The sequence below is a fragment of the Rhodococcus sp. OK519 genome (genome assembly GCF_003051005.1).
Taxonomy (GTDB): domain Bacteria; phylum Actinomycetota; class Actinomycetes; order Mycobacteriales; family Mycobacteriaceae; genus Prescottella.
This window is the reverse complement of the sequence record NZ_QAOW01000001.1, coordinates 578,051-601,202: the sequence shown is the minus strand read 5'-3', so window position 1 is coordinate 601,202 and position 23,152 is coordinate 578,051. Positions and strand designations below refer to the sequence as shown.

The following is a 23,152-nucleotide window of genomic DNA, read 5'->3' as shown; positions in this document are numbered from 1 at the left end:
GGACTACCTCCTGGTTGTCAGGAATCCCACCTTCTCATAGACCTGGCCGAGTGTCCGGGCAGCGACCTCGCGGGCCCGATCGGCGCCCGACGCGAGGATCCGGTCCAGCTCGGCACGGTCGGCGAGGTAGCCGTCCACCTTCGCGCGCAGCGGGGTGACGAACTCGCCGAGCACCTCGGCGGTGTCCGCCTTGAGGTCGCCGTAGCCCTTGCCCTCGTAGCCGGCGACGAGATCGTCGATGTCCTTGCCGGACAGCGCCGACTGGATCGTGAGCAGGTTGCTGACGCCCGGCTTGTTCGTGGGGTCGTAGCGGATCTCGCGCTCGTTGTCGGTGACTGCCGACTTGATCTTCTTGGCAGAGACCTTGGGGTCGTCGAGCAGATTGATCAGACCGGCCGGGGTGGGGCCGGACTTGCTCATCTTCGACGTCGGATCCTGCAGGTCGTAAATCTTGGCGGTGCCCTTGATGATCTGCGGTTCAGGGATCACGAACGTCTTGCCGAAGCGCGTATTGAACCGTCCGGCGAGGTCGCGGGCCAGTTCGAGGTGCTGGCGCTGGTCCTCGCCCACCGGCACCCGCTGCGGGCGGTAGAGCAGGATGTCGGCCGCCATCAACACCGGGTAGGTGAACAGTCCCACGCTGGCGTGGTCACTGCCCTGGCGCGCGGACTTGTCCTTGAACTGCGTCATGCGGCTGGCCTCACCGAAACCGGTGATGCAGTTGAGAACCCACGCGAGTTCCGCATGCTCGGGCACCTGGCTCTGCACGAACAGCGTCGCGCGCTCCGGATCGATGCCGAGGGCCAGCAACTGTGCGACGGCGACCAGAGTGCGTTGACGCAGTTCCTTGGGGTCCTGCGGCACCGTGATGGCGTGCAGGTCGGGGATGAAGTAGAAGGCGTCGAAGTCGTCCTGCAAGGGCACCCACTGCTGCAGCGCACCGAGGAAATTGCCGAGATGGAACGAGTCGGCGGTGGGCTGGATACCCGACAGCACGCGCGGCTTGGGCTGCGACGGGGCTGCGGGGTTCGTCTCGGGGGTTTCTGCAGTGCTCGACATGGTTCTCGATACTTTCACGCGCCGGGATCGGCGATGCGAGGGAGGTCCGCGCCGACGGCCGCAAAGCGGTCGACGGCGGCATCGACTTGTCCGGGCCGCACCTGCAACACAATTGACGCGGCCGTGTGTCCGACGGCCGCGACGAACCACGACAGCTCCGCCCGCTGTTCGTTCAGCAGCGCGTCGGCGTCGAGCACGACGACGACCGCGCCGTCGCCCACGGTGTCGGCGATGTCGCCGAAGCACTCGTCGAACGCGTCCTTGTTGCGGCCGAAGTAATACGGAAACTGCAGGGCCGCGGCGAACTCGTCGAACAGCGCGTGCACGGTCGGCATGCGACGTCCGCGCACGTGCCGCACGGGACGGATGCCGCGCAGGTCGTCCTCGATGCCGGCGGTGCGGCGTGGATCGGCGACCAGGAGCGACAGACCACGGGGAAAGGCAGGGGTCGGCACCATCAGCGCATCCTCACGAACGTCTCGTAGTGGTCGTCGGTGTACCACGCGGATCCGTCGCTGCCGGTGACGATCCGCTCGGCGTCGCGACCGCGTCCGCTCTGCTTCCGGTTGACGTCCCACTCCTGGTAGCGGACCTTCTGACCGCCGCCAGTGGCCGGTAGTCGACCCTCGTGGTTGCCGAACGAGCGTCCACCCTGCGTGCCGGGGGCGTCGTCCGGGGGCCAACGGCCGGCGTCGATGGCGGTGAGCGTGGCCCAGGCGATCCGAGGCACCGCGGCGGACTGACCCACGGCCGAGGTGCTGACCGACGCCGACACCGACGGAGCCGCCGGAGTCGTCACGTCGCTGCCGTTCTGCGTGCCGACGAACACCGCCACCGCGAGTCCCGACAGCGCCACCAACAGCGCGATGATCGGGCTCTTGCGGGGTGCGGCCATCAGCGGAACTGCACCGTCACCGGCGCGTGGTCCGACCAGCGCTCGGCGTAGGTGGCGGCCCGCTCGACGCGGGCCTCCTTCACGCGCTCCGCGAGACCCGGCGTGGTCAGGTGGTAGTCGATGCGCCACCCGGCGTCGGTGTCGAACGCCTTGCCGCGGTACGACCACCACGAGTACGGGCCGTCGACGTCGGGGTGGAGCGTGCGGACGACGTCGACCCAGGCACCGTCGGTGAGCAGGGCGTCGACCCACGCGCGCTCGCCCGGCAGGAAGCCCGACTTCTTGACGTTGCCCTTCCAGTTCTTGATATCGCGCTCGGTGTGGGCGATGTTCCAGTCGCCGCACACCAGTACCTCGCGTCCGGCGGACGCCGCGGCCTCGCCGCTGCGCGTCAGGTGCGCCGCGAACGACGCCATGAAGCGTTCCTTCTGCTCCTGCTTGGGGGTCTCGGCCTCACCGGTGGGCAGGTACAGACTGCCGACGGTGAGTGCGTCGAAGTCGGCCTCGATGTAGCGTCCGGCGTCGGCGAACTCGTCGTCACCGAAGCCGATGCGCACGGCGTCGGCCGGGCGCCGCGACAGCACCGCGACGCCGTTGCGACCCTTCGCGGACGGCTCCGCGGAGGCCACGTGCCAGCCCGCATCGAGGGCGGGCGCCAACGTCTCGTGTAGTTGCTTGTCCGACGCCCGTGTCTCCTGCAGGCACACGACGTCGGCCTGCGAACCGGTGAGCCAGTCGAGCAGACCCTTGCGGGCGGCGGCGCGGACGCCGTTGACGTTGACGGTGGTGATGATGTGCGGCACGCGAAGAACCGTATCGGACGTCACCGACGCGACGTCATCACCGCGACGGCGAGCACCGCGATGCCGGACAGGGCCAGCGCCGACCCCACGAGCGCGGGCGCCGTGTAGCCGAGACCGGCGGCGATCACGACGCCACCGATCCACGCCCCGAACGCATTGGCGATGTTGAGCGCGGAGTGGTTGAGCGCGGCCGCGAGGGTCTGCGCGTCGGCGGCGACGTCCATCAGACGCGTCTGCAGGCCCGGCACGAGCGCCGACCCGGCCGCGGCGACGAGGAACAGCACGATCATCGCGGTGTACGGATTGCGCGCGGCCACCGCGAAGAGCGCGAGAAGGACGACGAGGGCGCCGAGCATCGCGAACAGTCCCCCGGTGAGTGCCCGGTCCGCGAGACGCCCGCCGAACACGTTGCCGGCGACCATGCCGAGTCCGTAGACCATGAGCGCGAGCGGTACCAGCGACACCGGGAGCCCGGCGACGTCGGTCATGGTCCAGCCCACATAGGTGTAGACGGCGAACATGCCGCCGAACCCGACCGTCGCGACGACGAGCGTGAGCCACACCTGCCCACGCCGGAGCGCGGCGAGTTCGGTTCTCGGGTCGGTGGTGCGCACGTCGTGCAGCGGCGGGACCCACGCGGCGATGGCCGCGACAGTGACCGCGCCGATGACGGCGACCACCGCGAACGCGCTGCGCCAGCCGAGGCCCTGCCCGATCCAGGTGGCCGCGGGCACGCCGACGACGTTGGCGACGGCGAGGCCGCTCATGACCATCGCGACGGCCTTCGCGCGGTGCCCGGGTCCCGCGAGATGCGCCGCAACCAGGGACGCGACACCGAAGTACGCGCCGTGTGGCAGTCCCGCAACGAACCGCGCGACCAGCAGCCCGCTGTAGCTCGGGGCGACGATCGTCGCGGCGTTGCCCACCGTGAACGCGACCATCAGCGCGATGAGCAACGTCTTGCGCGGGGCCCGCGCCGTGAGCGCCGCGATCAGCGGGGCACCGACGACGACGCCCAGTGCGTACGCGGTGATGACATGTCCGGCGGTGGGCTCCGCGATCCCCAGGCCGCCGGCGATCTGCGGCAGCAGACCCATCGCGACGAATTCGGTGGTGCCGATGCCGAACCCGCCCATCGCGAGCGCGAGCATCGCGCGACGACGTCCGGCAGGCGACTGGATTGTGCTCGAGGGCGCAGGCGCGGTCGTCGAGATGGTCAAGAAGCGAGACCTTCCGAACGGAGGAACAGCTGACGAGCAAAGCTTGTCGATGAAATGAAAACGGGACGTTCCCACGAGGGGAACGTCCCGTTTCGGTGAAGGGTTACGCGATTACGCGCGCGCCTTCTGCAGGTTCTCGTCGAGGGTCGCGAGGAACTCCTCGGTGGTCTGCCAGGCCTGATCCGGGCCCACCAACAGTGCGAGGTCCTTGGTCATCTGGCCGCTCTCGACGGTCTTGATGACGACATCCTCGAGCTGCTGCGCGAACTCGATGACCTCGGGGGTGTTGTCCAGCTTGCCACGGTGCTCGAGACCCCGGGTCCACGCGAAGATGGACGCGATCGGGTTCGTCGAGGTGGGCTTGCCCTGCTGGTGCTGGCGGAAGTGGCGCGTGACGGTGCCGTGTGCGGCCTCCGCCTCGACCGTGCGTCCGTCCGGCGTCATCAGCACGGAAGTCATGAGACCCAGCGAGCCGTAGCCCTGCGCAACGGTGTCGGACTGGACGTCGCCGTCGTAGTTCTTGCAGGCCCAGACGTAGCCACCCTCCCACTTGAGCGAGGAGGCGACCATGTCGTCGATGAGGCGGTGCTCGTAGTGCAGACCCGCAGCGTCGAACTCGGCCTTGAACTCGGCCTCGTAGATGTTCTGGAACTCGTCCTTGAACATGCCGTCGTAGGCCTTGAGGATGGTGTTCTTCGTGGAGAGGTACACCGGGTAGTTCTGCTGCAGGCCGTACGCGAGCGAGGCGCGGGCGAAGTCCTGGATGGACTTCTTGTAGTTGTACATACCCATGACGACGCCGCCGTCCTCGGGCAGACGGCACACCTCGTGCTGGATCGGCTCGGAGCCGTCGTCCGGGGTGTACGTGATCGTGACGGTGCCGGCGCCGGGAGCCTTGAAGTCGGTGGCGCGGTACTGGTCACCGAATGCGTGACGTCCGACGATCACCGGCTTGGTCCAACCGGGGACCAGACGCGGGACGTTGGAGATCAGGATCGGCGCACGGAAGATGGTGCCACCCAGGATGTTACGGATGGTGCCGTTCGGCGAACGCCACATCTTCTTCAGGCCGAATTCCTCGACCCGATCCTCGTCCGGGGTGATCGTGGCGCACTTGACGCCCACGCCGTGCTTCTTGATCGCTTCTGCAGCGTCGATGGTGACCTGGTCGTCGGTGGCATCGCGATGCTCGATCCCCAGGTCGTAGTACTCGAGATCGACATCCAGGTAGGGATGGATCAGCTTGTCTTTGATGAACTGCCAGATGATGCGGGTCATCTCGTCGCCGTCGAGTTCGACGACCTTGCCTTCGACCTTGATCTTGGACATGGGGGCTTCGCGTCCTCCTAGGAAGTGTCCCTGGTTCCGTTCCCTGGGTACTGGGGGGGTGCGCGGGCCACTTTGTGAGCGGACCCGCCAACGGTTCAATTATCAAACGTAGACGTTCGGGATCCCCCTCGGCAGGGACGACCCAAACATGACGAGCGTACTGCTATTGCTTCGGAGCGCAACCACGCCCCCTGCGCCCACATGCCTACCTACCGGTAACTTTGGACGTTTTCCCACACCCCGGGCTGAAAGTTCCGCCCCCTCCTTCCCGTGTGCCCGATTCTGGCGCTAAGATCACGGCCAGGTCATGAGTGTCAGCGTCAAGCCCCGGCTCGCTGGCCGGCAACCCTCCATCCGCGGTGGGGTGCCCCGGGTGATGACCAGGTTTTCCGGCGCGAGCCGGGAGACAAGCGCGGGTCCGCTGGGACGGACCCACTGACCGGGCCATGCCCCACCGGAGGTTCATCATGTGCAGTTGTCACGAGTAGCCGGTCCCCACGCGCGCGCACGGCGCTGCGCCACCTCACCTGACGAATATCTCCCGAACCAGGAGTAGACGACTCATGACCGAAATCACGGACCCGAAGGCCGACTGGAGCTTCGAGACCAAGCAGATTCACGCGGGTCAGCTGCCCGACGGCGCGACCAACGCGCGCGCGCTGCCGATCTACCAGACCACGTCGTACACGTTCGACAGCACCGACCACGCGGCGGCTCTGTTCGGACTGGCCGAGCCCGGCAACATCTACACCCGCATCATGAACCCGACGCAGGACGCCGTCGAGCAGCGCATCGCGGCGCTCGAGGGTGGCGTCGCCGCCCTGCTGCTCGCCTCGGGCCAGGCCGCCGAGACGTTCGCGATCCTCAACCTCGCCGAGGCCGGCGACCACATCGTGTCGAGCCCGCGCCTGTACGGCGGCACGTACAACCTGTTCCATTACTCGCTGCGCAAGCTGGGCATCGAGGTTTCGTTCGTCGAGGATCCGGACGACATCGCGCAGTGGCGCGCCGCGATCCGACCGAACACCAAGGCGTTCTACGGCGAGTCGATCTCGAACCCGCGCAACGACATCCTGGACATCCCGGGCATCTCGAAGGTCGCGCACGAGAACGGCATCCCGCTGATCGTCGACAACACCGTCGCGACGCCGTACCTGATCCGTCCGTTCGAGCACGGCGCGGACATCGTCGTCCACTCGGCCACCAAGTACCTCGGCGGCCACGGCACCGCGGTCGCCGGCGTGATCGTCGACAGTGGCAACTTCGACTGGACGCAGGGTCGCCACGCCAACTTCACCACCGCGGACCCCAGCTACCACGGCGTCGTCTACGCCGATCTGGGTGCACCGGCGTTCGCGCTCAAGGCCCGCGTGCAGTTGCTGCGCGATCTGGGTGCGGCCGTCTCGCCGTTCAACGCGTTCCTCATCGCGCAGGGACTCGAGACGCTGAGCCTGCGCATGGAACGGCACGTGGCGAACGCGAAGGCCGTCGCCGAGTACCTCGACGCGCGTCCCGAGGTCGCGTCGGTCTCGTACGCCGGCCTGCCGTCGTCGCCGTGGCACGAACGCGGTAAGACGCTGGCCCCGCGTGGCACCGGCGCGATCGTCGCCTTCGAACTGGCCGGCGGCGTCGACGCGGGCAAGAAGTTCGTCAATGCGCTCTCCCTGCACAGCCATGTCGCCAACATCGGTGACGTGCGCTCGCTGGTGATCCACCCGGCCTCGACCACCCACTCGCAGCTCACCCCCGCGGAGCAGCTCGCGTCGGGTGTCACCCCGGGTCTGGTCCGGCTCGCCGTCGGCATCGAGGGCATCGACGACATCCTCGCCGATCTCGATGCCGGATTCGCGGCTGCGGCGGCGTCTTGACCGTCAGCTCTGTCCGCAACACCCGTCCGGCGGGATTCCCCCCGCCGGACGGGCAGTTGTGTTTTGTCCACATCGGCTCGCTCGAGCTCGAGAGCGGTGTGGTTCTGCCCGACGTCACGATCGCGGTCCAGCGGTGGGGCGAGCCGGCCACCGACCGGGACAACGTGATCCTCATCGAGCACGCCCTCACCGGCGACTCCCACGTCACGGGACCGTCGGACGACGAGCATCCCTCCCCCGGCTGGTGGAACGGCATGGTGGGCCCGGGCGCCCCGATCGACACGAACGAGTGGTGCGTCATCGCCACCAACGTGCTCGGCGGCTGCCGTGGCACGACGGGCCCCGGTTCCATTGCCGCCGACGGCGCGGTGTGGGGTTCACGTTTCCCCGAGATCTCCATCCGCGATCAGGTGGCTGCAGAGGTCGCGCTCGCCGACGTGCTCGGCATCGAGCGTTTCTCGTCGGTCGTCGGTGGGTCGATGGGTGGCATGCGGACCCTCGAGTGGGTCGTCGGCCATCCCCACCGAGTCGACTCGGCTCTCATTCTCGCGGTGGGCGCGCGCGCCACCGCCGACCAGATCGGTACGCAGACCACTCAGATCGCCGCGATCCGGAGCGACCCGGACTGGCAGGGCGGCGACTACTACGGCACCGGTCGGATCCCGCGTACCGGGCTGGGCCTCGCCCGCCGGATCGCGCACCTGACGTATCGCACCGAGTCCGAACTGGATTCCCGCTTCGCCAACGACGCGCAGGCCGACGAGAACCCCTGGACCGGCGGCCGTTACGCGGTTCAGAGCTACCTCGAACACCAAGCCGACAAGCTGGTTTCCCGGTTCGACCCCGCCACCTACGTGCTGCTCACCGAGGCGATGAACCGCCACGATGTGGGCCGCGGTCGCGGCGGTGTCGCCGCAGCGCTGGCGTCGACGAACGTTCCGACCATCGTCGGCGGCGTCGACTCCGATCGGCTCTATCCGCTGCGACAGCAGCAAGAACTCGCAGACGGGCTTCGCGGTTGCGACCGGTTGCGCGTCCTCGCGTCGAAGGACGGCCACGACGGCTTCCTCACCGAAGCGGACGCCGTGGCGGAACTGCTGAAGGAGACGATGGAACTGGCGCGCGAGGCCCGCCGGGGCTGAGCGCGGGCACCCGCACGCCTCGCTCCGTTCCCAGCGGGTGAGTCGGTTCCCAGCGAGTCAGTCGGTTCCCAGCGGGTCAGTCGGTTCCCAGCGGGTCGATCGACACTGCCAGCGCGATGATCGTCGCGCCGACGAGCGCCATCGCGCCCACGTCGAATCCCCTGCTGCGCACGGCCAGCAGCCCGACCTTGTCGGGCGACAACACAGCACGCAGAAGAGCCGCGAGCACCATGGCGCCCCCGAGGACGAGGGCGCCACGCCGCCAGCGATCGGCGAGCACCAGCACGAAGGCCGCCGCCACCACGATGAGGACGACGACCAACGGCAGGTTCCTGCGCACGAACTGCGTCACGGACGCTGCCTAGCCGGGCAGTCCGGCGAGCAGCTCGGCCCGCTCCACGACGTTGCTGAGCAGGAATGCGCGGGTCAGCGGTCCGACGCCACCGGGGTTCGGGGAAATGAATCCGGCGACCTCGCGGACGTCGTCGGCCACGTCACCGCGCAGGCCGTCGGCGGTGCGACTGACACCCACATCGAGGACGGCAGCGCCCGGCTTGACCATGTCGGCCGTGATGAGGCCCGGCACTCCGGCCGCGGCGATCACGATGTCGGCCTGACGCACCTGCGCGGCGAGGTCACGGGTTCCGGTGTGGCACAACGTGACCGTCGCGTTCTCGGTGCGGCGGGTGAGCAGCAGACCGATAGGACGCCCGACGGTGACGCCGCGCCCGACGACGACGACGTGGGCGCCGGCGATCGGAACCTCGTAGCGGCGCAGCAGGTGCACGATGCCGCGCGGGGTGCACGGCAGCGGCGCCTCCTTGCCGAGGACCAGTCGGCCGAGGTTCACCGGGTGCAGGCCGTCGGCGTCCTTCTCCGGGTCGATGCGCTCGAGGGCGGCATTCTCGTCGAGGTGCTTGGGCAGCGGGAGCTGGACGATGTAGCCGGTGCACTCGGGGTTGGCGTTGAGCTCGTCGATGGTGGCCTCGAGCTCGTCCTGGGTGATGTCGGCCGGCAGGTCACGGCGGATCGAGGTGATGCCGACCTTGGCGCAGTCGTTGTGCTTGCCGCGGACGTAGGCGGCCGAGCCCGGATCCTCACCCACCAGAATCGTCCCGAGTCCGGGCGTGATGCCCTTCTCCTTCAGGGCTGCCACCCTGACCTCGAGGTCCTTGAAAATCTCGTCGCGGGTTGCTTTGCCATCCAGGATCGTTGCAGTCACGGCGACCATTGTTCCAGGCTAGGGTCGCTGCATGTCATCGGCTCCGGATCTTCGTGGTCCACGTGTCGTGTTGACCCCGGTCCGGACAGTTCATCACCCACGGTTACGCGAGATCCACCGTTCCCCCGCGGTGCGTCGATGGTGGAACGATCCGGCCGACGACTGGCCGTCACCCGAACCCGGAACCGTCGCCTATGCAGTGCTGCTCGACGGTTCCGTCGTCGGTTTCGCGCAGTGGTACCAGGAGCCGGACCCCCAGTTCCGGCATGCCGGTGTGGATCTGTTCCTCGACAACGCCGTGCACGGGCGGGGGCTGGGGACAGAGGTGGTCCGGACGCTGTGCACTCACCTGGTGGACAACCTCGGCTTCCACCGCATCGTCATCGACCCGGAAGCTGCGAATTCGAGGGCGATCGCGTGCTACCGCAAGGTGGGATTCCAGGAGGTGGGCGTCATGCGCGAGTACTCCAAAGATGCAGATGGGGTGTGGCGGGACGGGCTGATGATGGACCTGCTGGCTCGTGATCTGGTGCGCTGACAGGCAGCCTCACCACGGTTCGACGACCAGCCCGTGCGCGGCCGCATACCCGACCGCCTGAGTCAGCTCCACCTGGGTCTTGTCGAGCTTCGCGGCGGTCCACAGGCCGGGATCGACATGCGCGCCACGCAGATCCGCGCCCTCGAGGCGCATCCCCTCCACCCGCGCCCCCGACAAGTTCACCGAGCGCAGCACGGCGCCCCGGAGATCCGCTTGCACCAGATTGGCCTCACGGAACCGGCAGTCCGTGAGATCGAGCCCCCGCAGGTCGGCACCGCCCATCGATACCAGCGTGAAGTCCACCTCCTCGACCACGAGGGGCCGCAGTTGGCAGTCGACGAAGACGGAGCCGAGCATGCTGCAGCCACGGAAGCTGCTGTGCCACATCGTGGTCCGCGCGAACATGCACGACCGGAAGGCGCTGCCGTGATGGTGCGAGTCGGTGAGGTCGGCACCGGTGAAGTCACATTCGGTGAAGACCGCGTACTCGGTGGTCAACTCGGAAAGGTCCGCGTCCCGGAACGAGCACGCGGTGTAGTGCCGCCGACTCCACTTCTCCCGCGACAAGCGGACGTCGGAGAAGTCCTCCCCCACGATCTCCACGAGTTCTCCCGTCATGGGTCCCATGCTGCCCCCGTGTACCGACAATTTCGACTGCCGCGATCCGCTCGGCGATGCACCGGGCACGCCTGGCAAGCTGAACGTCGTGTTCCGAGTGATGTTCCACGAGCCCCGCATCCCACCCAACACGGGAAACGCGATCCGCATGGTCGCGGGCACTGGCTGCGAACTGCATCTCGTCGGCCCGCTCGGGTTCGACCTGTCCGAACCGAAGCTGAAGCGGGCGGGTCTCGACTACCACGACCTCGCGTCGGTCACGGTGCACGAGAATCTCGAGGCCGCGTGGGCGGCGCTGAATCCCGATCGGGTGTTCGCGTTCACCGCACACGCATCGACGTCGTACGCGGACGTCGCCTACCAGGCCGGTGACGTCCTGCTCTTCGGCCCCGAGCCCACCGGCCTGTCGCCGGAGGTGCTGGCGGATCCGCACGTCACGGAGCACGTGCGGATCCCCATGGTCCCGGGTCGCCGGTCTCTGAATCTGTCGAATGCCGCCGCGGTCGTCACGTACGAGGCGTGGCGTCAGCACGGCTTCGCCGGCGGCATCTGAGGATTGTTCGGACGCTCGACCAGATCCGGTGCAGGCGCATCGAGTGACGCGCGATACAGTGCCCTCGAAAAACCGGATGTATCAGGGGAAATGCATGTTACGGGGCGTTTCGGGTATGTCGGGTCCAGACTCTCGGAACCCTCGAAGGACCACCATTCATGCGAACTGGAGCACTTCGCCGCGCACGTAAGGCGTGCGCCGCGGTGGCACTGTCCCTGACGGCATTGCTGACCGCTCCCCTCGTGACCGACACCGCCGTCGCGTCCGCCCGGCCGGCGTCGCACGTCGACCGCGTGGACGACTCCGGTTCGCGGGCGGTCACCGCTCAGGTCTATTCGGCGTCGATGGACCGCATCGTCCCGATCCGGATCCTGCTGCCTGCCGACACGTCACGTCCGCGTCCGACGCTCTACCTGCTCAACGGTGCGGGCGGCGGCGAGACGAATGCGACGTGGCAGGCGAACACGGATGTCACCGAGTTCTTCGCCGACAAGCAGGTCAACGTCGTGACGCCGATGGGGGGCACCGCCAGCTACTACACCGACTGGGAGCGCGACGACCCGGTTCTGGGACGCAACAAGTGGCAGACGTTCCTCACGCGCGAACTCCCGCCGATCATCGACGCCGAGTTCGGCGGCAACGGCAGCAACTCGATTGCCGCGATCTCGATGACCGCGACTTCCGTCCTGAACCTCGCGATCGCCGCCCCCGGCCTGTACAAGGCTGTCGGGTCGTACAGCGGCTGCGCCGAGACGAGCACGCCGATGGGATCGGCGTTCGTCGACCTGGTAGTCAGCTCGACGGCCGGTGGCGACCCCGTGAACATGTGGGGCCCGCCCGGAAGCCCGGCGCGACACGCCAACGACCCGGTGCGCAACGCGGAGAAGCTGCGGGGCACCGAGTTGTTCATCTCCTCCGGTTCCGGCCTGCCGGGGCAGTTCGACCACATGGGCGCACCGGGCGTCGACGGCGACCTGATCGCGTTCGGCCGTCAGGTCGTCGTCGGTGGCCTGATCGAGGCCGCCACCAACGTGTGCACCCGGAACCTCGCGAATCGCCTTCGCACGCTGAACATCCCGGCGACTTTCGACTTCAACCCCACCGGCACCCACTCGTGGGGCTACTGGCAGGAAGACCTGCACCAGTCGTGGCCGCTTCTGGCGCGCTCGATGGGCATCTGACGCGTAGACGGCCCTTCCGGAGGTCTCAGCAGCCGCCGCGCGCGATGTCGAGGAAGTCGCGTGCGGCGCCGCGCAGTCCGCGGGATCCGTCCCACACCGCGAGGAGTCGTCGCGGCATGTGCAGGCCGTCGACCTGAACGGATGCCAGCCGTCCGTCGTGCAGATCGGCCTCGACCGCGAGTGACGAGACGACCGCCGGCGCGTTTCCGGCGACGACGGCGGCCTTGACCGCGGTGCACGACGTGAGCTCGAGCAGCGGTTCCACGCAGCCGGGCACCGCATGTTCGAGGGTGGTGCGGGTGCCGGATCCGGGCTCCCGCTGGATCAGCGGCGTCGCCGCGAGTTCGCCGGTGTCGATGGGCGCCCGCGCGATCCACTTGTGCCCGGGCGGGACGATCACGACCAGTTCGTCGTGGGCGACTTCGACGGATCGGAGACCGTCCGGGGCGACCGGCCCTTCGACGAATCCGAGATCGGCCTCACCGGCCCGCACCTGGGCGGCGACGTCGGTGGAGTTCAGCAGTCGCACCGATGTGACGACGGTGGGGTGTTTGCGGCGCATCGCGACCGTCCAGCCCGGAACGAGGTATTCGGCGATCGTCATGCTCGCGGCCACGGTGAGATTGGCGTCCCGCTCGCCGCGCAGGGCGGCCACCCCGGACGCCAGTTCCTCGGCGGAGTCGAGGATCGCCGACGCCCACTCCAGAATCAGTGCCCCCTCGGAGGTGGGCTGGACACCGCCCGCACCGCGATCGAACACCCGGATCCCGAGCTGCCGTTCGGCGGATCGCACCCGAGCGCTGACGGCCTGCTGACTCAGTCCGTGCTCGCGTCCCGCCGCCCCCATGCTGCCGAGCCTGCCCACTGCGACCAGCACATCCAGCGCGGCGAGTTCGGGTACGCGGTTCGAAAGCGGCATACCACCAAGGCTAGACCCACAAACGGTGTTTGTACCCCATCCAGGCCAAGACTCCTACCGGGAAAGACGTAAAAATACAAGAGTTGTATTCATGCTTACCGCTCCACGTCTCGCCCACCTCACACCCAACTGGTTCGCCGTCGTGATGGGTACCGGCATCATCGCCGTCGCCACGTCGTCGCTTCCGGTGAATCTGCCGGGGCGACGCGGAATCGCGCTCACGTTCTGGATTCTCGCGGTGGCCCTGCTCGCGGTGCTCGTGGCCGCGTTCGCCGTCCACTGGATCCGGCACACCGAGCACGCCCGCGGGTACGCGCGCAGCGTCACGATGTTCCCGTTCTACGGAGCGCTGCCGATGGCGGTGCTCACCGTCGGCGCCGGCACCGCCGCGGTGGGCTCGACCGTCATCGCACCGAGTCTCGCGTTCGGGATCGCGGGAGCCCTGTGGGCGATCGGCACCGCCGCCGGCCTGCTGACCGCAGCGGTGATGGGGATGCGACTGCGTGCCGTCGCCGATCGCGGCAACCCGACCCCTGCCTGGCTGATGCCGGTGGTCCCGCCGATGGTGTCGGCCGCGACCGGTGCCGCGCTGGTGAACCATCTGCCCGAGGGTTGGCCGCGGGTCGCGATGCTGACCGGCTGCTATGCGCTGTTCACGCTCGCACTGGTGTTCGCGCTGTTCATCGTCGCGATGGTCACGCGGGAGATCAGCGAGAGCGGGCTGCCGCCGCTGCAGGCTCTGCCGACGATGTGGATTCCGCTCGGCATCGTGGGTCAGTCCGTCGCGGCAGCGAACCTGCTCGGCACCGCGGCGCAGCACGCCGTCGGCGGCGGCGTCGCGCACACCCTGCACGTGTTCGGCCTGGGCTACGGACTGTTCATGGGAACGATCATGATCGTCGCCCTCACCGCGGTCGGTGTCGTCACGGTGCGCGCGTTCCGCAGCGGGCTGACGTTCACCATGAGCTGGTGGAGCTTCACCTTCCCGGTCGGCGCCTGCGCGGTCGGGATGGGGGCATTCGGTGTCGCGGGCGACTTCGAGATTCCGCGTCTGCTGTCGGCCGGACTGCTGTGCGCCCTGGTAGTCGCCTGGTGTGTGGTCGCGGTGCACACCGCACGCCGGGTTCGTACCAGGGCGCTGCCTGCTCCGGCCTGAGCCGGAATCGATCGGACCCGCGAATCTCAGGACAGGGCGTCGATCGCGGCCTGGAGGCGGGTAGTCGCCTCGGCGGCGACCGCCTCGAGCCCGGGCTCCTTGGTCACCTCGACCATGAGCGCCGGGTTCATGGCCTCGACGACGACGCCGTCACCGTCGGCGCGGACGACGACATTGCACGGCAGCAGCAGACCGATCTGCCGGTCGACGCCGACGGCGCGGTGCGCGAGCTGGGGATTGCAGGCACCGAGGATGACGTACTGCTCCATCTCGGCGCCGATCTTCGCCTTCAGCGTCGCCTGCATGTCGATCTCGGTGAGGACACCGAAACCCTGCTCCTGCAAGGCGGCCCGTGTCTTGGCGATGGCGTCGTCGAACTCGGTGTTCAGACGCGTCGAGATTCCCAGTTCCATCAGTGACTCCTTACGGTTGTCCGTTCGGTTTACCGGTGTTCGGCCCGGCGCTCAGGCAAGCGCCAGGAACAGCTTCTCCAACTCGGCCTCGGTGAGCGGCTCGGACGCCGTGCCATCCCCGGCCAGGCATTCACGCAGGCCGGTCGCGACGATCTTGAAACCGGCCCGGTCGAGGGCCCGGGACACCGCCGCCAACTGCGTGACGACGTCCTTGCAGTCGCGGCCGCTCTCGATCATCGAGATGACGCCCGCCAGCTGTCCCTGCGCGCGGCGCAGTCGGTTGAGCACCAACGCGATGCTCTCTTCGTCTCCGGTCATGAGACCTCCTAGTTCTACTTCCAGATTACCCGCAGGGGTATCCGACCGGATCCGGCTGTGACCACGATCATCAGCCGGATCCGGCACCGGAATCACCCGTGCGAGAACGTGATGTTCGGCAGCGCCTTGCGCAGCCAGTTCGGCGACCACCAGGCCGCGTTGCCGGTCAACCGCAGCAGGGCCGGCAGCAGCACGAGGCGGATCAGGACGGCGTCGAGCAGGACGGCGATGCCGAGCAGGATGCCCATCTCCTTCGGCGGCAGCGGTTCGGCCAGCGCGAAGCTGAAGAACACGCCCACCATGACGGCCGCGGCCGCGAAGATGACCCGTCCGGAGTGCGCCATGCCAGATATCTGGGCGCCGCGCGCACTACCGGTCTTCTCGTACTGCTCTTTGACGGTCGAGAGCAGGAACACGGTGTAGTCCATCGCGATCGCGAAGATCATCGCGAAGAAGAACACCGGACCCCAGCCGTCGAGGAAGCCCTGCGGGGTGAAGCCGAGCAGGTCGGACAGGTGCCCGTCCTGGAAGATCAGCTTCGACGCACCGAACGCCGCGGCGGTCGAGAGCAGGCTCACGACGGTGCCGATCAGCGAGACCAGCGGGGCCTGCAGCGCCACGAGCAGCAACAGGAAGCCGAGCAGCAGGATCACGACGATCACGATCGGCAGGTAGTCGTTCAGCGCCTGCTGCAGATCGAGGTTCTCCGCCGGTGCACCGCCGATCAGGGCGCTGTCGGGCAGTTCGCCGCGCAGCGTGTCGAGCGTTCCGCCGAGCGCCGGATCCGACGGGTCGACCGTCGGCAGCGCCTGCAGCATCACCAGGTCCGAGCCGTCCGACGCCGGCATCGCGGGGGTCACCGCGGCCACACCGTCGACGGTTGCCGCGGCCTCGGCTGCGGCCTGCGCATCGGCGGCCGGGACGACGATCTGCAGTGCGCCCGGTGCGCCGATGCCCATCTGCTCCTGCACCAGTTCGTATCCCTGGCGCACGGCGGCGTCCTCGGGCACCACCTGGATGGACGGCATCGCGACCTTCAGCCCGAGCACCGGGATCGCGAGTCCGATCAGGATCGCGACGGCACCGACCGCGAACGGCCACGGGTGCCGGTCGAGCAGCTTGCCCCACTTGGTGAACAGCGGCGAGCCGTCGGTCTCGTTCTGCTGCTTCTTGGCGTACGGCAGCGAACCGGCGTTGACCTTGCGGCCCAGCTTGGCCAGGACCGCGGGCAACAGTGTCAGCGTCGCCGCCAGGACGAACGCGACCGCGAGCATGATGCCGACAGCCATCGTCCGGACTGCGGGTGCGGGCACCAGCAGCACGGCAGACAGACTCACCAGCACCGTCAGACCCGACAGCAGCACGGCCTTACCGGCAGTGTCCATCGTCTCGGCGACCGCGAGGCGCGCATTCGCAGTCTTGCGCAGCGCATCCCTGAAGCGGACGACGAGGAACAGCGCGTAGTCGATACCGAGTGCCAGCGCGAACATCATCGCGAAATTCATGGCCCACACCGAGATCGGAGTGATCTCGTTGAGCAGCACCAGACCGCCTGCGGACGCGACCAGACCGGCGAGGGTCAGCAGCAGCGGCAGCCCCGCGGCGACGAGGGATCCGAACGCGAGGACCATGACGCCGAGCGTGACGGGCCACGACATCATCTCGGCCTTGATCATCGCGTCGTGGTTCGCCTTGTTGAAGTCGCTCCACAGCGCCGAAGCGCCGGTCGGGTAGACGTCGATGCCGTCACCCGAGAGTGCCGTCAGATCACCGCCGAGATCGTCGACCGCACGCACCATGTCATCGGTGTTCGCGTTCGCGCCGGCGATGAGGATGCCGGTGTGCCCGTCGGGGCTGATGGTCATGCCTGGCTGCGGCGGGATCACCTCGCCGATGCGGGCGTCGGCCGTGAGCACCGACGTCGCCTCGCCGAGCACCTGCTGCACGGCCGGGTCGTCCAGTGGCTTGTCGTCCGAGTGGACGACGACCTGGATCGCCGACGACGCGTTGCCGCCGAAGTGCTCCTGCGCGAGTTCGCGCACCTGCACCGACTCGGAGCCGTTGGCCTGCCAGCCGGCACCGGCCAGCGAGCTGAACACCGACGGTGCCGCGGCACCGAGGGCGACGACGAGCACGAGCCACGCGGTGATCACCCATTTGAAGTTGTCGGCCATCGCGGCACCGAGTCGGGCGAGTGGTCCGCCGACGGACTCGGTGGGTGGCGGCGGGGAGTCCTGCCGCTGTCCGGTGGTGGTCATGGGAGATGCCTTTCGTAGTCGTGTTTCTTCTGGTCCGACTCCCCCGCGTTTTGCGCACTTGTCGCGGTTTCCGGGGCGGGATTCGCGCGATAAGTGCGCAGAACGCGCGAAGGGGAAATACGGGAGGGGGTATATGGAAGTGAAAAGAGAACCCGGTCGAGAACCACTCGGTTTCGACCGGGTTCGGGTGGAGCTAGTTGCCGGACTCGACAGCGCGGCCGGACTGCAGCCAGGCCATGGTGCCGCCGGCGACGTTGACGGCGTCGACGCCACGGGCCTCGAGGTACTGCGCGGCCTGGGCGCTGCGTCCACCGGCCGCGCAGATCATGTACACGGTGCCGTCGGCCGGAACCTCGTCGACGCGAGCGACGAACTCGCTGAGCGGGATCGAGACCGCGCCGGGCACCCGCGCCTCGGCGAACTCGTCCGCCTCGCGGACGTCGACGAGCGGGGCGCCGGTGGCGAGCACCGCTTCGAGTTCGGTCACGTCAATTTCGCGCATGGGGTTCCTTCCGGAGATTCTGTGTTCAGGAGACGCCGACCGGCGCGTTCGCGCGCAGACCCGCATCCCACGTCTTGTAGCCGCCGTCGAGGTTGGCCGCAGGGCGCCCCAACTGTCCGAGCAGGCGTGCCGCAGTGTGGCCGCGCTGGCCCACCTGGCAGTGCACGATCAGGTCACCGGCCGGCAGTTCGCCGACCCGATCCCTGAGCTCATCGAGCGGGACGTTCACGGCGCCGGGGATGGCGCCGGCCGCGAACTCGTCGGCGGTGCGGACGTCGACGAGCGACGCACCACCGGCGACCAGGGTATCGAGTTCGTGCCACTGGACCGTGCGGGTGGAGTCGGTGCGCAGGTTGTCGGCGATGTAGCCGAGCATGTTCACCGGATCCTTGGCCGAACCGAACTGCGGCGCGTACGCCAGTTCGAGGTCGGCCAGGTCCGACGCGGTGAGCCCACCGGCCATCGCTGTGGCGATGATGTCGATGCGCTTGTCCACGCCCTCGCCGCCGACGGCCTGGGCGCCGAGGATGGCGTCGGACTCGGGATCGACGAGCAGCTTGATCGCCATCTGCTGGGCGCCCGGGTAGTACCCGGCGTGCGACTGCGGATGCGTGTGAATCGCCCGGTAGGGACGGCCCGCGGCGCGCAGTCGCTTCTCGTTCCAGCCGGTGGCCGTGACGATCAGTCCGAACACCCCGACGACCGCGGTGCCCGACGACGCCGTCGCACGCACCGGACGTCCGGCGATGACGTCGGCAACGAGACGACCCTGCCGGTTCGCCGGGTTGGCGAGCGGGATCATCGCGACGCCACCGCCGACCGCGTCACGCTTCTCGACGGCGTCGCCGACCGCGAAGATGTGCGGGACGGAGGTGCGCATCTGGTCGTCGACCACGACGCCGCCTCGCTCCCCGACCGTCAGCCCGGCCATCGTGGCGAGCGCGGTCTCGGGCCGGACGCCGATCGCCATGACGACGACGTCGGCGGGGACGGTGCGCCCATCCGCCAGTTCGGCGGTGGTCGCACCGATCGAGGTGAGCTGGGTGCCGAGTTCGAGGCGCACCCCGTTCTCGCGCATGCGATCGGCGACGGGAGCCGCCATCTCCGGGTCGAGCGGGGCCAGCACCTGATCGGCAAGCTCGACGACTGTGACGTCGAGATTGCGGTGACGCAGGTTCTCGGCCAGTTCGACGCCGATGAATCCGGCGCCGACGATGACAGCGCTGGGCGCCCCGGACGTCTGCGCTGACTCGATCTGCGCCACCAGCCGGTCGACGTCCTCGACATCACGCAGGATCAGGGCGCGTTCGACGCCGGGCAACGGCGGCACGATGGGGCTGGCGCCGGTGCTCAGGACCAGTTCGTCGTAGCTCTCGACGTAGGTGTCCCCCGATTCGAGGTTGCGAACCGTGACGGTGCGGGCGTCCGCGTCGATCGCGACGACCTCGCTGCGAACACGGACGTCGAGACGGAAGCGGGCGCCGAGACTCTCCGGCGTCTGCAGCAGTAGCTCGTCACGGTCCTCGATGACGCCACCGGCGTAGTACGGCAGGCCGCAGTTCGCGAACGACACGTGCGCACCGCGCTCGAAGACGACGATCTCCGCCGACTCGTCCAGCCGACGCATGCGAGTGGCCGCAGACATTCCGCCGGCGACACCCCCGACGATGACAACCTTCACGATCTACCTCCTCGATGTTGCGATCAACTATACCCCAGGGGGTATCCGATCGGACGCCTCGCGCTGTGAGGCTGCTCTCAGCGGAAGTCCCGCGATCTGCTCGACATCCGCAGGTCCATGAGCTGGAGATGGTCCGCGACGATCGTCACCGCACCCTCCGCGTTCTGCACCCGCCCGCGCACCAGCAGCGCCGGTGCGCTGGTCGCGAGCTTGCGATATTTCGCCCACAGTCCAACCGAGCACACGACGTTGACCATTCCGGTTTCGTCCTCGAGGTTGACGAAGGTCACCCCGGCCGCAGTCGCCGGCCGCTGCCGGTGCGTCACCGCTCCTCCGACCAGCACTCGGTCCCCGTCCGGGACGTCCAGCAGTCGCGACGCCGGGAGCACTCCCAGCGCATCGAGTTGCGGGCGCAGGAACTCCGTCGGATAGCTGTCCGGCGAGACCCCGGTGGCCCACACGTCGGCGGCAGCGAGTTCGAGGTCGCTCATGCCGGGCAGCGCGGGCGCCCGAGTGGATGCCCCCATCCCCGGCAGCCGGTCCGGGCGTTCCCCCGCCGCTGCGCCGGCCGCCCACAACGCCTCGCGCCGGGAGTGACCGAAACAGCCGAGAGCACCGGCGGTCGCGAGGGATTCGACCTGCGCGGTGGTCAACTCGATCCGTCCGGTCAGGTCCAGGATCGACGTGAACTGCCCGTCCTCCGCTCGGGCCGCGGCGATGCGTTCGGCGAGCGGGGCGCCGATGCCGCGCACCTCCCCCAGCCCCAACCGGACCTCGGTGCCGCCCGCTTCCAGCGTCGCGTGCGCGAGGCTCGCGTTCACATCCGCCCCGTGCACCCGCACGCCGTGCCGTCGGGCGTCGGCGACCAGCGACTGCGGCGAATAGAAGCCCATCGGCTGGGCCCGCAGCAGTCCCGCGCAGAAGGCCGCCGGATGATGCAGTTTGAACCACGACGAATAGAAGACGAGCGACGCGAAACTCTGCGAATGACTTTCGGGGAAACCGAAGTTCGCGAATGCGTACAGCTTCTCGTAGATGCGGTCGGCCACGTCGCCGGTGATGCCGTGCAACTCCCGCATGCCGTCGTAGAGTCGTCCGCGCAGCCGCTCCATCTTCTCGGGCGACCGCTTGGAGCCCATCGCGCGCCGCAACTGGTCGGCCTCCACGGCGGTGAATCCGGCGGCATCGACCGCCATCTGCATGAGTTGCTCCTGGAACAGCGGCACCCCCAGCGTGCGACTGAGCGCCTTCTCGAGGCACGGATGGTCGTAGACGACGGGTTCGCGGCCGTTGCGGCGACGGATGTAGGGGTGCACCGAACCGCCCTGGATCGGCCCGGGCCGGATGAGCGCGACCTCGACGACGAGGTCGTAGAAGTTGCGGGGCTTCAGCCGCGGCAGCGTCGCCATCTGCGCGCGCGACTCCACCTGGAACACGCCCACCGAGTCTGCCCGCTGCAGCATCTCGTAGACCGCCTGCTCGGACAGATCGAGTCTCGCCAGGTCCACCTCGAGTCCCTTGTGCTCGGCGACCAGGTCGATCATGTAGTGCAGGGCCGAGAGCATGCCGAGGCCCAGCAGGTCGAACTTCACCAATCCCACTGCGGCGCAGTCGTCCTTGTCCCACTGCAGAACGCTGCGATCCTCCATGCGCGCCCACTCGACCGGGCACACGTCGGCGATGGGCCGGTCGCAGATCACCATGCCGCCGGAGTGGATGCCGAGGTGCCGGGGGAAGCCCTCGATCTGCGCGGCCAGTTCCAGCACCGCCGGCGGGATGTCGGTGTCGGTCTCCTGACCGACGCCGCTCCAGCGGCTGACCTGTTTGCTCCACGCATCCTGCTGTCCCTGCGAGAAGCCGAGCGCCCGCGCCATGTCCCGCACCGACGACTTGCCGCGGTAGGTGATGACGTTGGCGACCTGCGCGGCGTACTCGCGACCGTACTTGGCGTAGACGTGCTGGATGGCCTCCTCGCGGCGGTCGGATTCGATGTCGACGTCGATGTCGGGCGGACCGTCGCGCGCGGGTGAGAGAAACCGCTCGAACAGCAACTGATTGCGCACGGGGTCGACGTTGGTGATGCCGATCGCGTAGCAGACCGCCGAGTTGGCGGCCGACCCTCTTCCCTGACAGAGGATGTCGTTCTCCCTGCAGAACGAGACGATGTCGTGGACCACGAGGAAGTAGCCCGGGAAGGTGAGCCGCTCGATGATCCCGAGTTCGTGTTCGATCTGCGCGTACGCCGCCGGGTCCGACGACGGCGGACCGTAGCGCCGCCGTGCGCCCTGCATGGTCAGCTCGCGTAGCCAACTCGCCTCGGTGTGCCCGTCCGGGACGTCGAACGGCGGCAGTTTCGGCGCGATGAGCCGCAGGTCGAACGCGCACTCGAGCCCCAACTCGGCAGCCCCCGCGACGGCCCGGGGGTAGCGCGCGAACAGCCGCGCCATCTCGGCCCCGGACCGCAGGTGCGCGCCCCCGGTGGGCGCGAGCCAGCCCGCGGCCTCGTCGAGGCTCTGGCGGGCCCGCACCGCGGCCATCGCCATCGCGAGCCGGCGCCGGGACGGGCCCGCGAAGTGCGCGGCAGTGGAGGCGATCACGGAAAGCGACTGTCGCGCCGCGATTTCCGCGAGCTGCGCGTTGACCTCGTCGTCCTCGGGCAGTCCGCGGTGGGTGAGCTCGACGGTGACCCGGTCGACGCCGAACCGGTCGACGAGATCGGCCAGCGCTGTCTCCGCGGCGTCGGGTCCGCCCGCGGCGAGCGCGCTGCGCACGTGCCCCTTCCTGCAACCGGTGAGGATCTGCCAGTGTCCGCCGGCCGCCTCGGTGAGCGCGTCGTAGTCGTAGCGGAGCTTGCCCTTCTCCCCGCCGGCCAGGTGCGCGGCCGCGATCTGCCGCGACAACCGCCTGTATCCCTCCTGTCCGCGGGCCAGCACCAGCAGGTGCGTGCCGTCCGGGTCGGGGGTGCCGGTGCGCGGGGTGGCATCCAGGGACAGTTCGGCCCCGAAGACCGTCCGCATGCCCAGTTCCTTGGCCGCCTCCGCGAACCGGACCACGCCGTACATCCCGTCGTGGTCAGTGAGGGCGATGGCGTCCAGGCCGAGGCGCACCGCCTCCTCCACGAGCTCCTCGGGCGGGCTGGCGCCGTCGAGGAAGCTGAATGCGGAGTGGGTGTGCAGTTCGGCGTAGGGCACGGTGGCGCCGACTGGCCGCGACGTCTCACCGCGATACTCGCCGCGCTTGCGGGACCACGCCGGACTGTCGCTGCCGTCGCCCGGGAACTGCGACTCGTGGCGCGGCCGCCCCGACAGCACCCGTTCCATCTCCGCCCACGTCGGCGGACCGTTTCCCCAACCCATTCAGCTGTCACCTTCCCGCAGGACACAGGCCTGCGTGCACGGGAAGATGCGGAGGGGAAGACGCATCTTTCGAACTCATGTTCGAGTTTGGCACGTGCGCCGCGCGGGGTCAACGCGGACC

General features: G+C 68.6%; 22 protein-coding genes and 1 riboswitch. Of the genes, 6 read left to right on the top strand and 16 right to left on the bottom strand.

Translation table 11 applies throughout. The features are described from left to right. Positions 1-3: 3 nt before the first annotated feature. From trpS to C8K36_RS02840, 6 genes are all read right to left on the bottom strand, one after another. Entirely contained in the window at positions 4-1,059 is a 1,056-nt protein-coding gene (gene trpS, locus C8K36_RS02865) for a tryptophan--tRNA ligase (protein WP_107982912.1), read from the bottom strand. 14 nt (positions 1,060-1,073) lie between these two features. Continuing rightward, positions 1,074-1,517, bottom strand: coding sequence for a barstar family protein (locus C8K36_RS02860; RefSeq protein ID WP_107982911.1), 444 nt, complete (start codon positions 1,515-1,517; stop codon positions 1,074-1,076). Then, a complete protein-coding gene (locus C8K36_RS02855) occupies positions 1,517-1,954 on the bottom strand; it encodes a ribonuclease domain-containing protein (RefSeq protein ID WP_107982910.1) in 438 nt (145 codons plus the stop codon). The genes C8K36_RS02860 and C8K36_RS02855 overlap by 1 nt, the downstream gene beginning before the upstream one ends. Beyond that, the gene (locus tag C8K36_RS02850; RefSeq protein WP_181319338.1) at positions 1,954-2,757 is read right to left on the bottom strand and encodes an exodeoxyribonuclease III; all 804 of its coding nucleotides are present in this window, start codon (positions 2,755-2,757) and stop codon (positions 1,954-1,956) included. Before C8K36_RS02850 ends, C8K36_RS02855 begins: the two co-directional genes overlap by 1 nt. 20 nt (positions 2,758-2,777) lie before the next feature. Continuing rightward, entirely contained in the window at positions 2,778-3,977 is a 1,200-nt protein-coding gene (locus C8K36_RS02845) for an MFS transporter (RefSeq protein WP_107982908.1), read from the bottom strand. A 111-nt stretch (positions 3,978-4,088) separates the two neighbouring features. Next, positions 4,089-5,306: an NADP-dependent isocitrate dehydrogenase gene (locus C8K36_RS02840; protein WP_107982907.1), complete on the bottom strand. Its 1,218-nt coding sequence runs from the start codon at positions 5,304-5,306 to the stop codon at positions 4,089-4,091. A gap of 303 nt (positions 5,307-5,609) precedes the next feature. Then, a riboswitch (SAM riboswitch) is annotated at positions 5,610-5,725 on the top strand. Between the two features lie 144 nt (positions 5,726-5,869). On the opposite strand from C8K36_RS02840, the gene C8K36_RS02835 reads away from it, so the two are divergent. Together C8K36_RS02835 and metX are read left to right on the top strand one after the other, a co-directional pair. Next, on the top strand, positions 5,870-7,174 hold the full coding sequence (locus tag C8K36_RS02835; RefSeq protein ID WP_107982906.1) for a bifunctional o-acetylhomoserine/o-acetylserine sulfhydrylase: 1,305 nt from the start codon (positions 5,870-5,872) through the stop codon (positions 7,172-7,174). Continuing rightward, a complete protein-coding gene (gene metX / locus C8K36_RS02830; RefSeq protein ID WP_181319336.1) occupies positions 7,171-8,316 on the top strand; it encodes a homoserine O-acetyltransferase MetX in 1,146 nt (381 codons plus the stop codon). The genes C8K36_RS02835 and metX overlap by 4 nt, the downstream gene beginning before the upstream one ends. Positions 8,317-8,392: 76 nt before the next feature. On the opposite strand, the gene C8K36_RS02825 is transcribed toward metX, so the two are convergent. Both C8K36_RS02825 and C8K36_RS02820 read right to left on the bottom strand, forming a co-directional pair. Then, positions 8,393-8,668, bottom strand: coding sequence for a DUF3017 domain-containing protein (locus tag C8K36_RS02825; RefSeq protein WP_107982905.1), 276 nt, complete (start codon positions 8,666-8,668; stop codon positions 8,393-8,395). A gap of 9 nt (positions 8,669-8,677) precedes the next feature. Further along, a complete protein-coding gene (locus C8K36_RS02820) occupies positions 8,678-9,538 on the bottom strand; it encodes a bifunctional methylenetetrahydrofolate dehydrogenase/methenyltetrahydrofolate cyclohydrolase (protein WP_181319335.1) in 861 nt (286 codons plus the stop codon). 31 nt (positions 9,539-9,569) lie between these two features. Here C8K36_RS02820 and C8K36_RS02815 point away from each other — a divergent pair, with 31 nt between their 5' ends. Continuing rightward, positions 9,570-10,076: a GNAT family N-acetyltransferase gene (locus C8K36_RS02815; protein WP_107982903.1), complete on the top strand. Its 507-nt coding sequence runs from the start codon at positions 9,570-9,572 to the stop codon at positions 10,074-10,076. 9 nt (positions 10,077-10,085) lie between these two features. Here the strand turns inward: C8K36_RS02815 and C8K36_RS02810 are convergent, their stop codons facing one another. Further along, positions 10,086-10,703, bottom strand: coding sequence for a pentapeptide repeat-containing protein (locus C8K36_RS02810; RefSeq protein ID WP_107982902.1), 618 nt, complete (start codon positions 10,701-10,703; stop codon positions 10,086-10,088). A 79-nt stretch (positions 10,704-10,782) separates the two neighbouring features. Between C8K36_RS02810 and C8K36_RS02805 the strand changes: the two genes are divergently transcribed. After that, entirely contained in the window at positions 10,783-11,247 is a 465-nt protein-coding gene (locus C8K36_RS02805) for a tRNA (cytidine(34)-2'-O)-methyltransferase (protein WP_107983713.1), read from the top strand. Between the two features lie 158 nt (positions 11,248-11,405). Next, entirely contained in the window at positions 11,406-12,428 is a 1,023-nt protein-coding gene (locus tag C8K36_RS02800) for an alpha/beta hydrolase (RefSeq protein ID WP_107982901.1), read from the top strand. 25 nt (positions 12,429-12,453) lie between these two features. Here C8K36_RS02800 and C8K36_RS02795 read toward each other — a convergent pair whose 3' ends face one another. Next, positions 12,454-13,347, bottom strand: a complete 894-nt coding sequence (locus C8K36_RS02795; protein WP_107982900.1) for a LysR family transcriptional regulator — start codon at positions 13,345-13,347, stop codon at positions 12,454-12,456. Between the two features lie 91 nt (positions 13,348-13,438). On the opposite strand from C8K36_RS02795, the gene C8K36_RS02790 reads away from it, so the two are divergent. Next, entirely contained in the window at positions 13,439-14,503 is a 1,065-nt protein-coding gene (locus C8K36_RS02790; RefSeq protein WP_107982899.1) for a TDT family transporter, read from the top strand. A 26-nt stretch (positions 14,504-14,529) separates the two neighbouring features. Here C8K36_RS02790 and C8K36_RS02785 read toward each other — a convergent pair whose 3' ends face one another. From C8K36_RS02785 to C8K36_RS02760, 6 genes are all read right to left on the bottom strand, one after another. Continuing rightward, a complete protein-coding gene (locus C8K36_RS02785; RefSeq protein ID WP_181319333.1) occupies positions 14,530-14,916 on the bottom strand; it encodes a DUF302 domain-containing protein in 387 nt (128 codons plus the stop codon). A gap of 51 nt (positions 14,917-14,967) precedes the next feature. After that, entirely contained in the window at positions 14,968-15,234 is a 267-nt protein-coding gene (locus tag C8K36_RS02780) for a metal-sensitive transcriptional regulator (protein WP_107982897.1), read from the bottom strand. Between the two features lie 92 nt (positions 15,235-15,326). Beyond that, positions 15,327-17,492: an MMPL family transporter gene (locus tag C8K36_RS02775; RefSeq protein ID WP_107982896.1), complete on the bottom strand. Its 2,166-nt coding sequence runs from the start codon at positions 17,490-17,492 to the stop codon at positions 15,327-15,329. A 193-nt stretch (positions 17,493-17,685) separates the two neighbouring features. Continuing rightward, a complete protein-coding gene (locus C8K36_RS02770; RefSeq protein ID WP_107982895.1) occupies positions 17,686-17,994 on the bottom strand; it encodes a rhodanese-like domain-containing protein in 309 nt (102 codons plus the stop codon). Positions 17,995-18,019: 25 nt separating this feature from the next. Beyond that, positions 18,020-19,678, bottom strand: a complete 1,659-nt coding sequence (locus tag C8K36_RS02765) for an FAD-dependent oxidoreductase (protein ID WP_219909990.1) — start codon at positions 19,676-19,678, stop codon at positions 18,020-18,022. Between the two features lie 74 nt (positions 19,679-19,752). After that, positions 19,753-23,031 (bottom strand): error-prone DNA polymerase, encoded by a 3,279-nt coding sequence (locus C8K36_RS02760; RefSeq protein WP_107982893.1) that lies wholly within the window; start codon positions 23,029-23,031, stop codon positions 19,753-19,755. Positions 23,032-23,152 lie beyond the last annotated feature (121 nt).

What these genes read in the sequence shown, in the direction of transcription:
- trpS (WP_107982912.1), bottom strand. Translation starts at nt 1,059, where the DNA reads ATGTCGAGCACTGCAGAAACCCCCGAGACGAACCCCGCAGCCCCGTCG.
- C8K36_RS02860 (WP_107982911.1), bottom strand. Translation starts at nt 1,517, where the DNA reads ATGGTGCCGACCCCTGCCTTTCCCCGTGGTCTGTCGCTCCTGGTCGCC.
- C8K36_RS02855 (WP_107982910.1), bottom strand. Translation starts at nt 1,954, where the DNA reads ATGGCCGCACCCCGCAAGAGCCCGATCATCGCGCTGTTGGTGGCGCTG.
- C8K36_RS02840 (WP_107982907.1), bottom strand. Translation starts at nt 5,306, where the DNA reads ATGTCCAAGATCAAGGTCGAAGGCAAGGTCGTCGAACTCGACGGCGAC.
- C8K36_RS02835 (WP_107982906.1), top strand. Translation starts at nt 5,870, where the DNA reads ATGACCGAAATCACGGACCCGAAGGCCGACTGGAGCTTCGAGACCAAG.
- C8K36_RS02815 (WP_107982903.1), top strand. Translation starts at nt 9,570, where the DNA reads ATGTCATCGGCTCCGGATCTTCGTGGTCCACGTGTCGTGTTGACCCCG.
- C8K36_RS02810 (WP_107982902.1), bottom strand. Translation starts at nt 10,703, where the DNA reads ATGGGACCCATGACGGGAGAACTCGTGGAGATCGTGGGGGAGGACTTC.
- C8K36_RS02800 (WP_107982901.1), top strand. Translation starts at nt 11,406, where the DNA reads ATGCGAACTGGAGCACTTCGCCGCGCACGTAAGGCGTGCGCCGCGGTG.
- C8K36_RS02795 (WP_107982900.1), bottom strand. Translation starts at nt 13,347, where the DNA reads ATGCCGCTTTCGAACCGCGTACCCGAACTCGCCGCGCTGGATGTGCTG.
- C8K36_RS02790 (WP_107982899.1), top strand. Translation starts at nt 13,439, where the DNA reads ATGCTTACCGCTCCACGTCTCGCCCACCTCACACCCAACTGGTTCGCC.
- C8K36_RS02785 (WP_181319333.1), bottom strand. Translation starts at nt 14,916, where the DNA reads ATGGAACTGGGAATCTCGACGCGTCTGAACACCGAGTTCGACGACGCC.
- C8K36_RS02780 (WP_107982897.1), bottom strand. Translation starts at nt 15,234, where the DNA reads ATGACCGGAGACGAAGAGAGCATCGCGTTGGTGCTCAACCGACTGCGC.
- C8K36_RS02775 (WP_107982896.1), bottom strand. Translation starts at nt 17,492, where the DNA reads ATGACCACCACCGGACAGCGGCAGGACTCCCCGCCGCCACCCACCGAG.
- C8K36_RS02770 (WP_107982895.1), bottom strand. Translation starts at nt 17,994, where the DNA reads ATGCGCGAAATTGACGTGACCGAACTCGAAGCGGTGCTCGCCACCGGC.
- C8K36_RS02760 (WP_107982893.1), bottom strand. Translation starts at nt 23,031, where the DNA reads ATGGGTTGGGGAAACGGTCCGCCGACGTGGGCGGAGATGGAACGGGTG.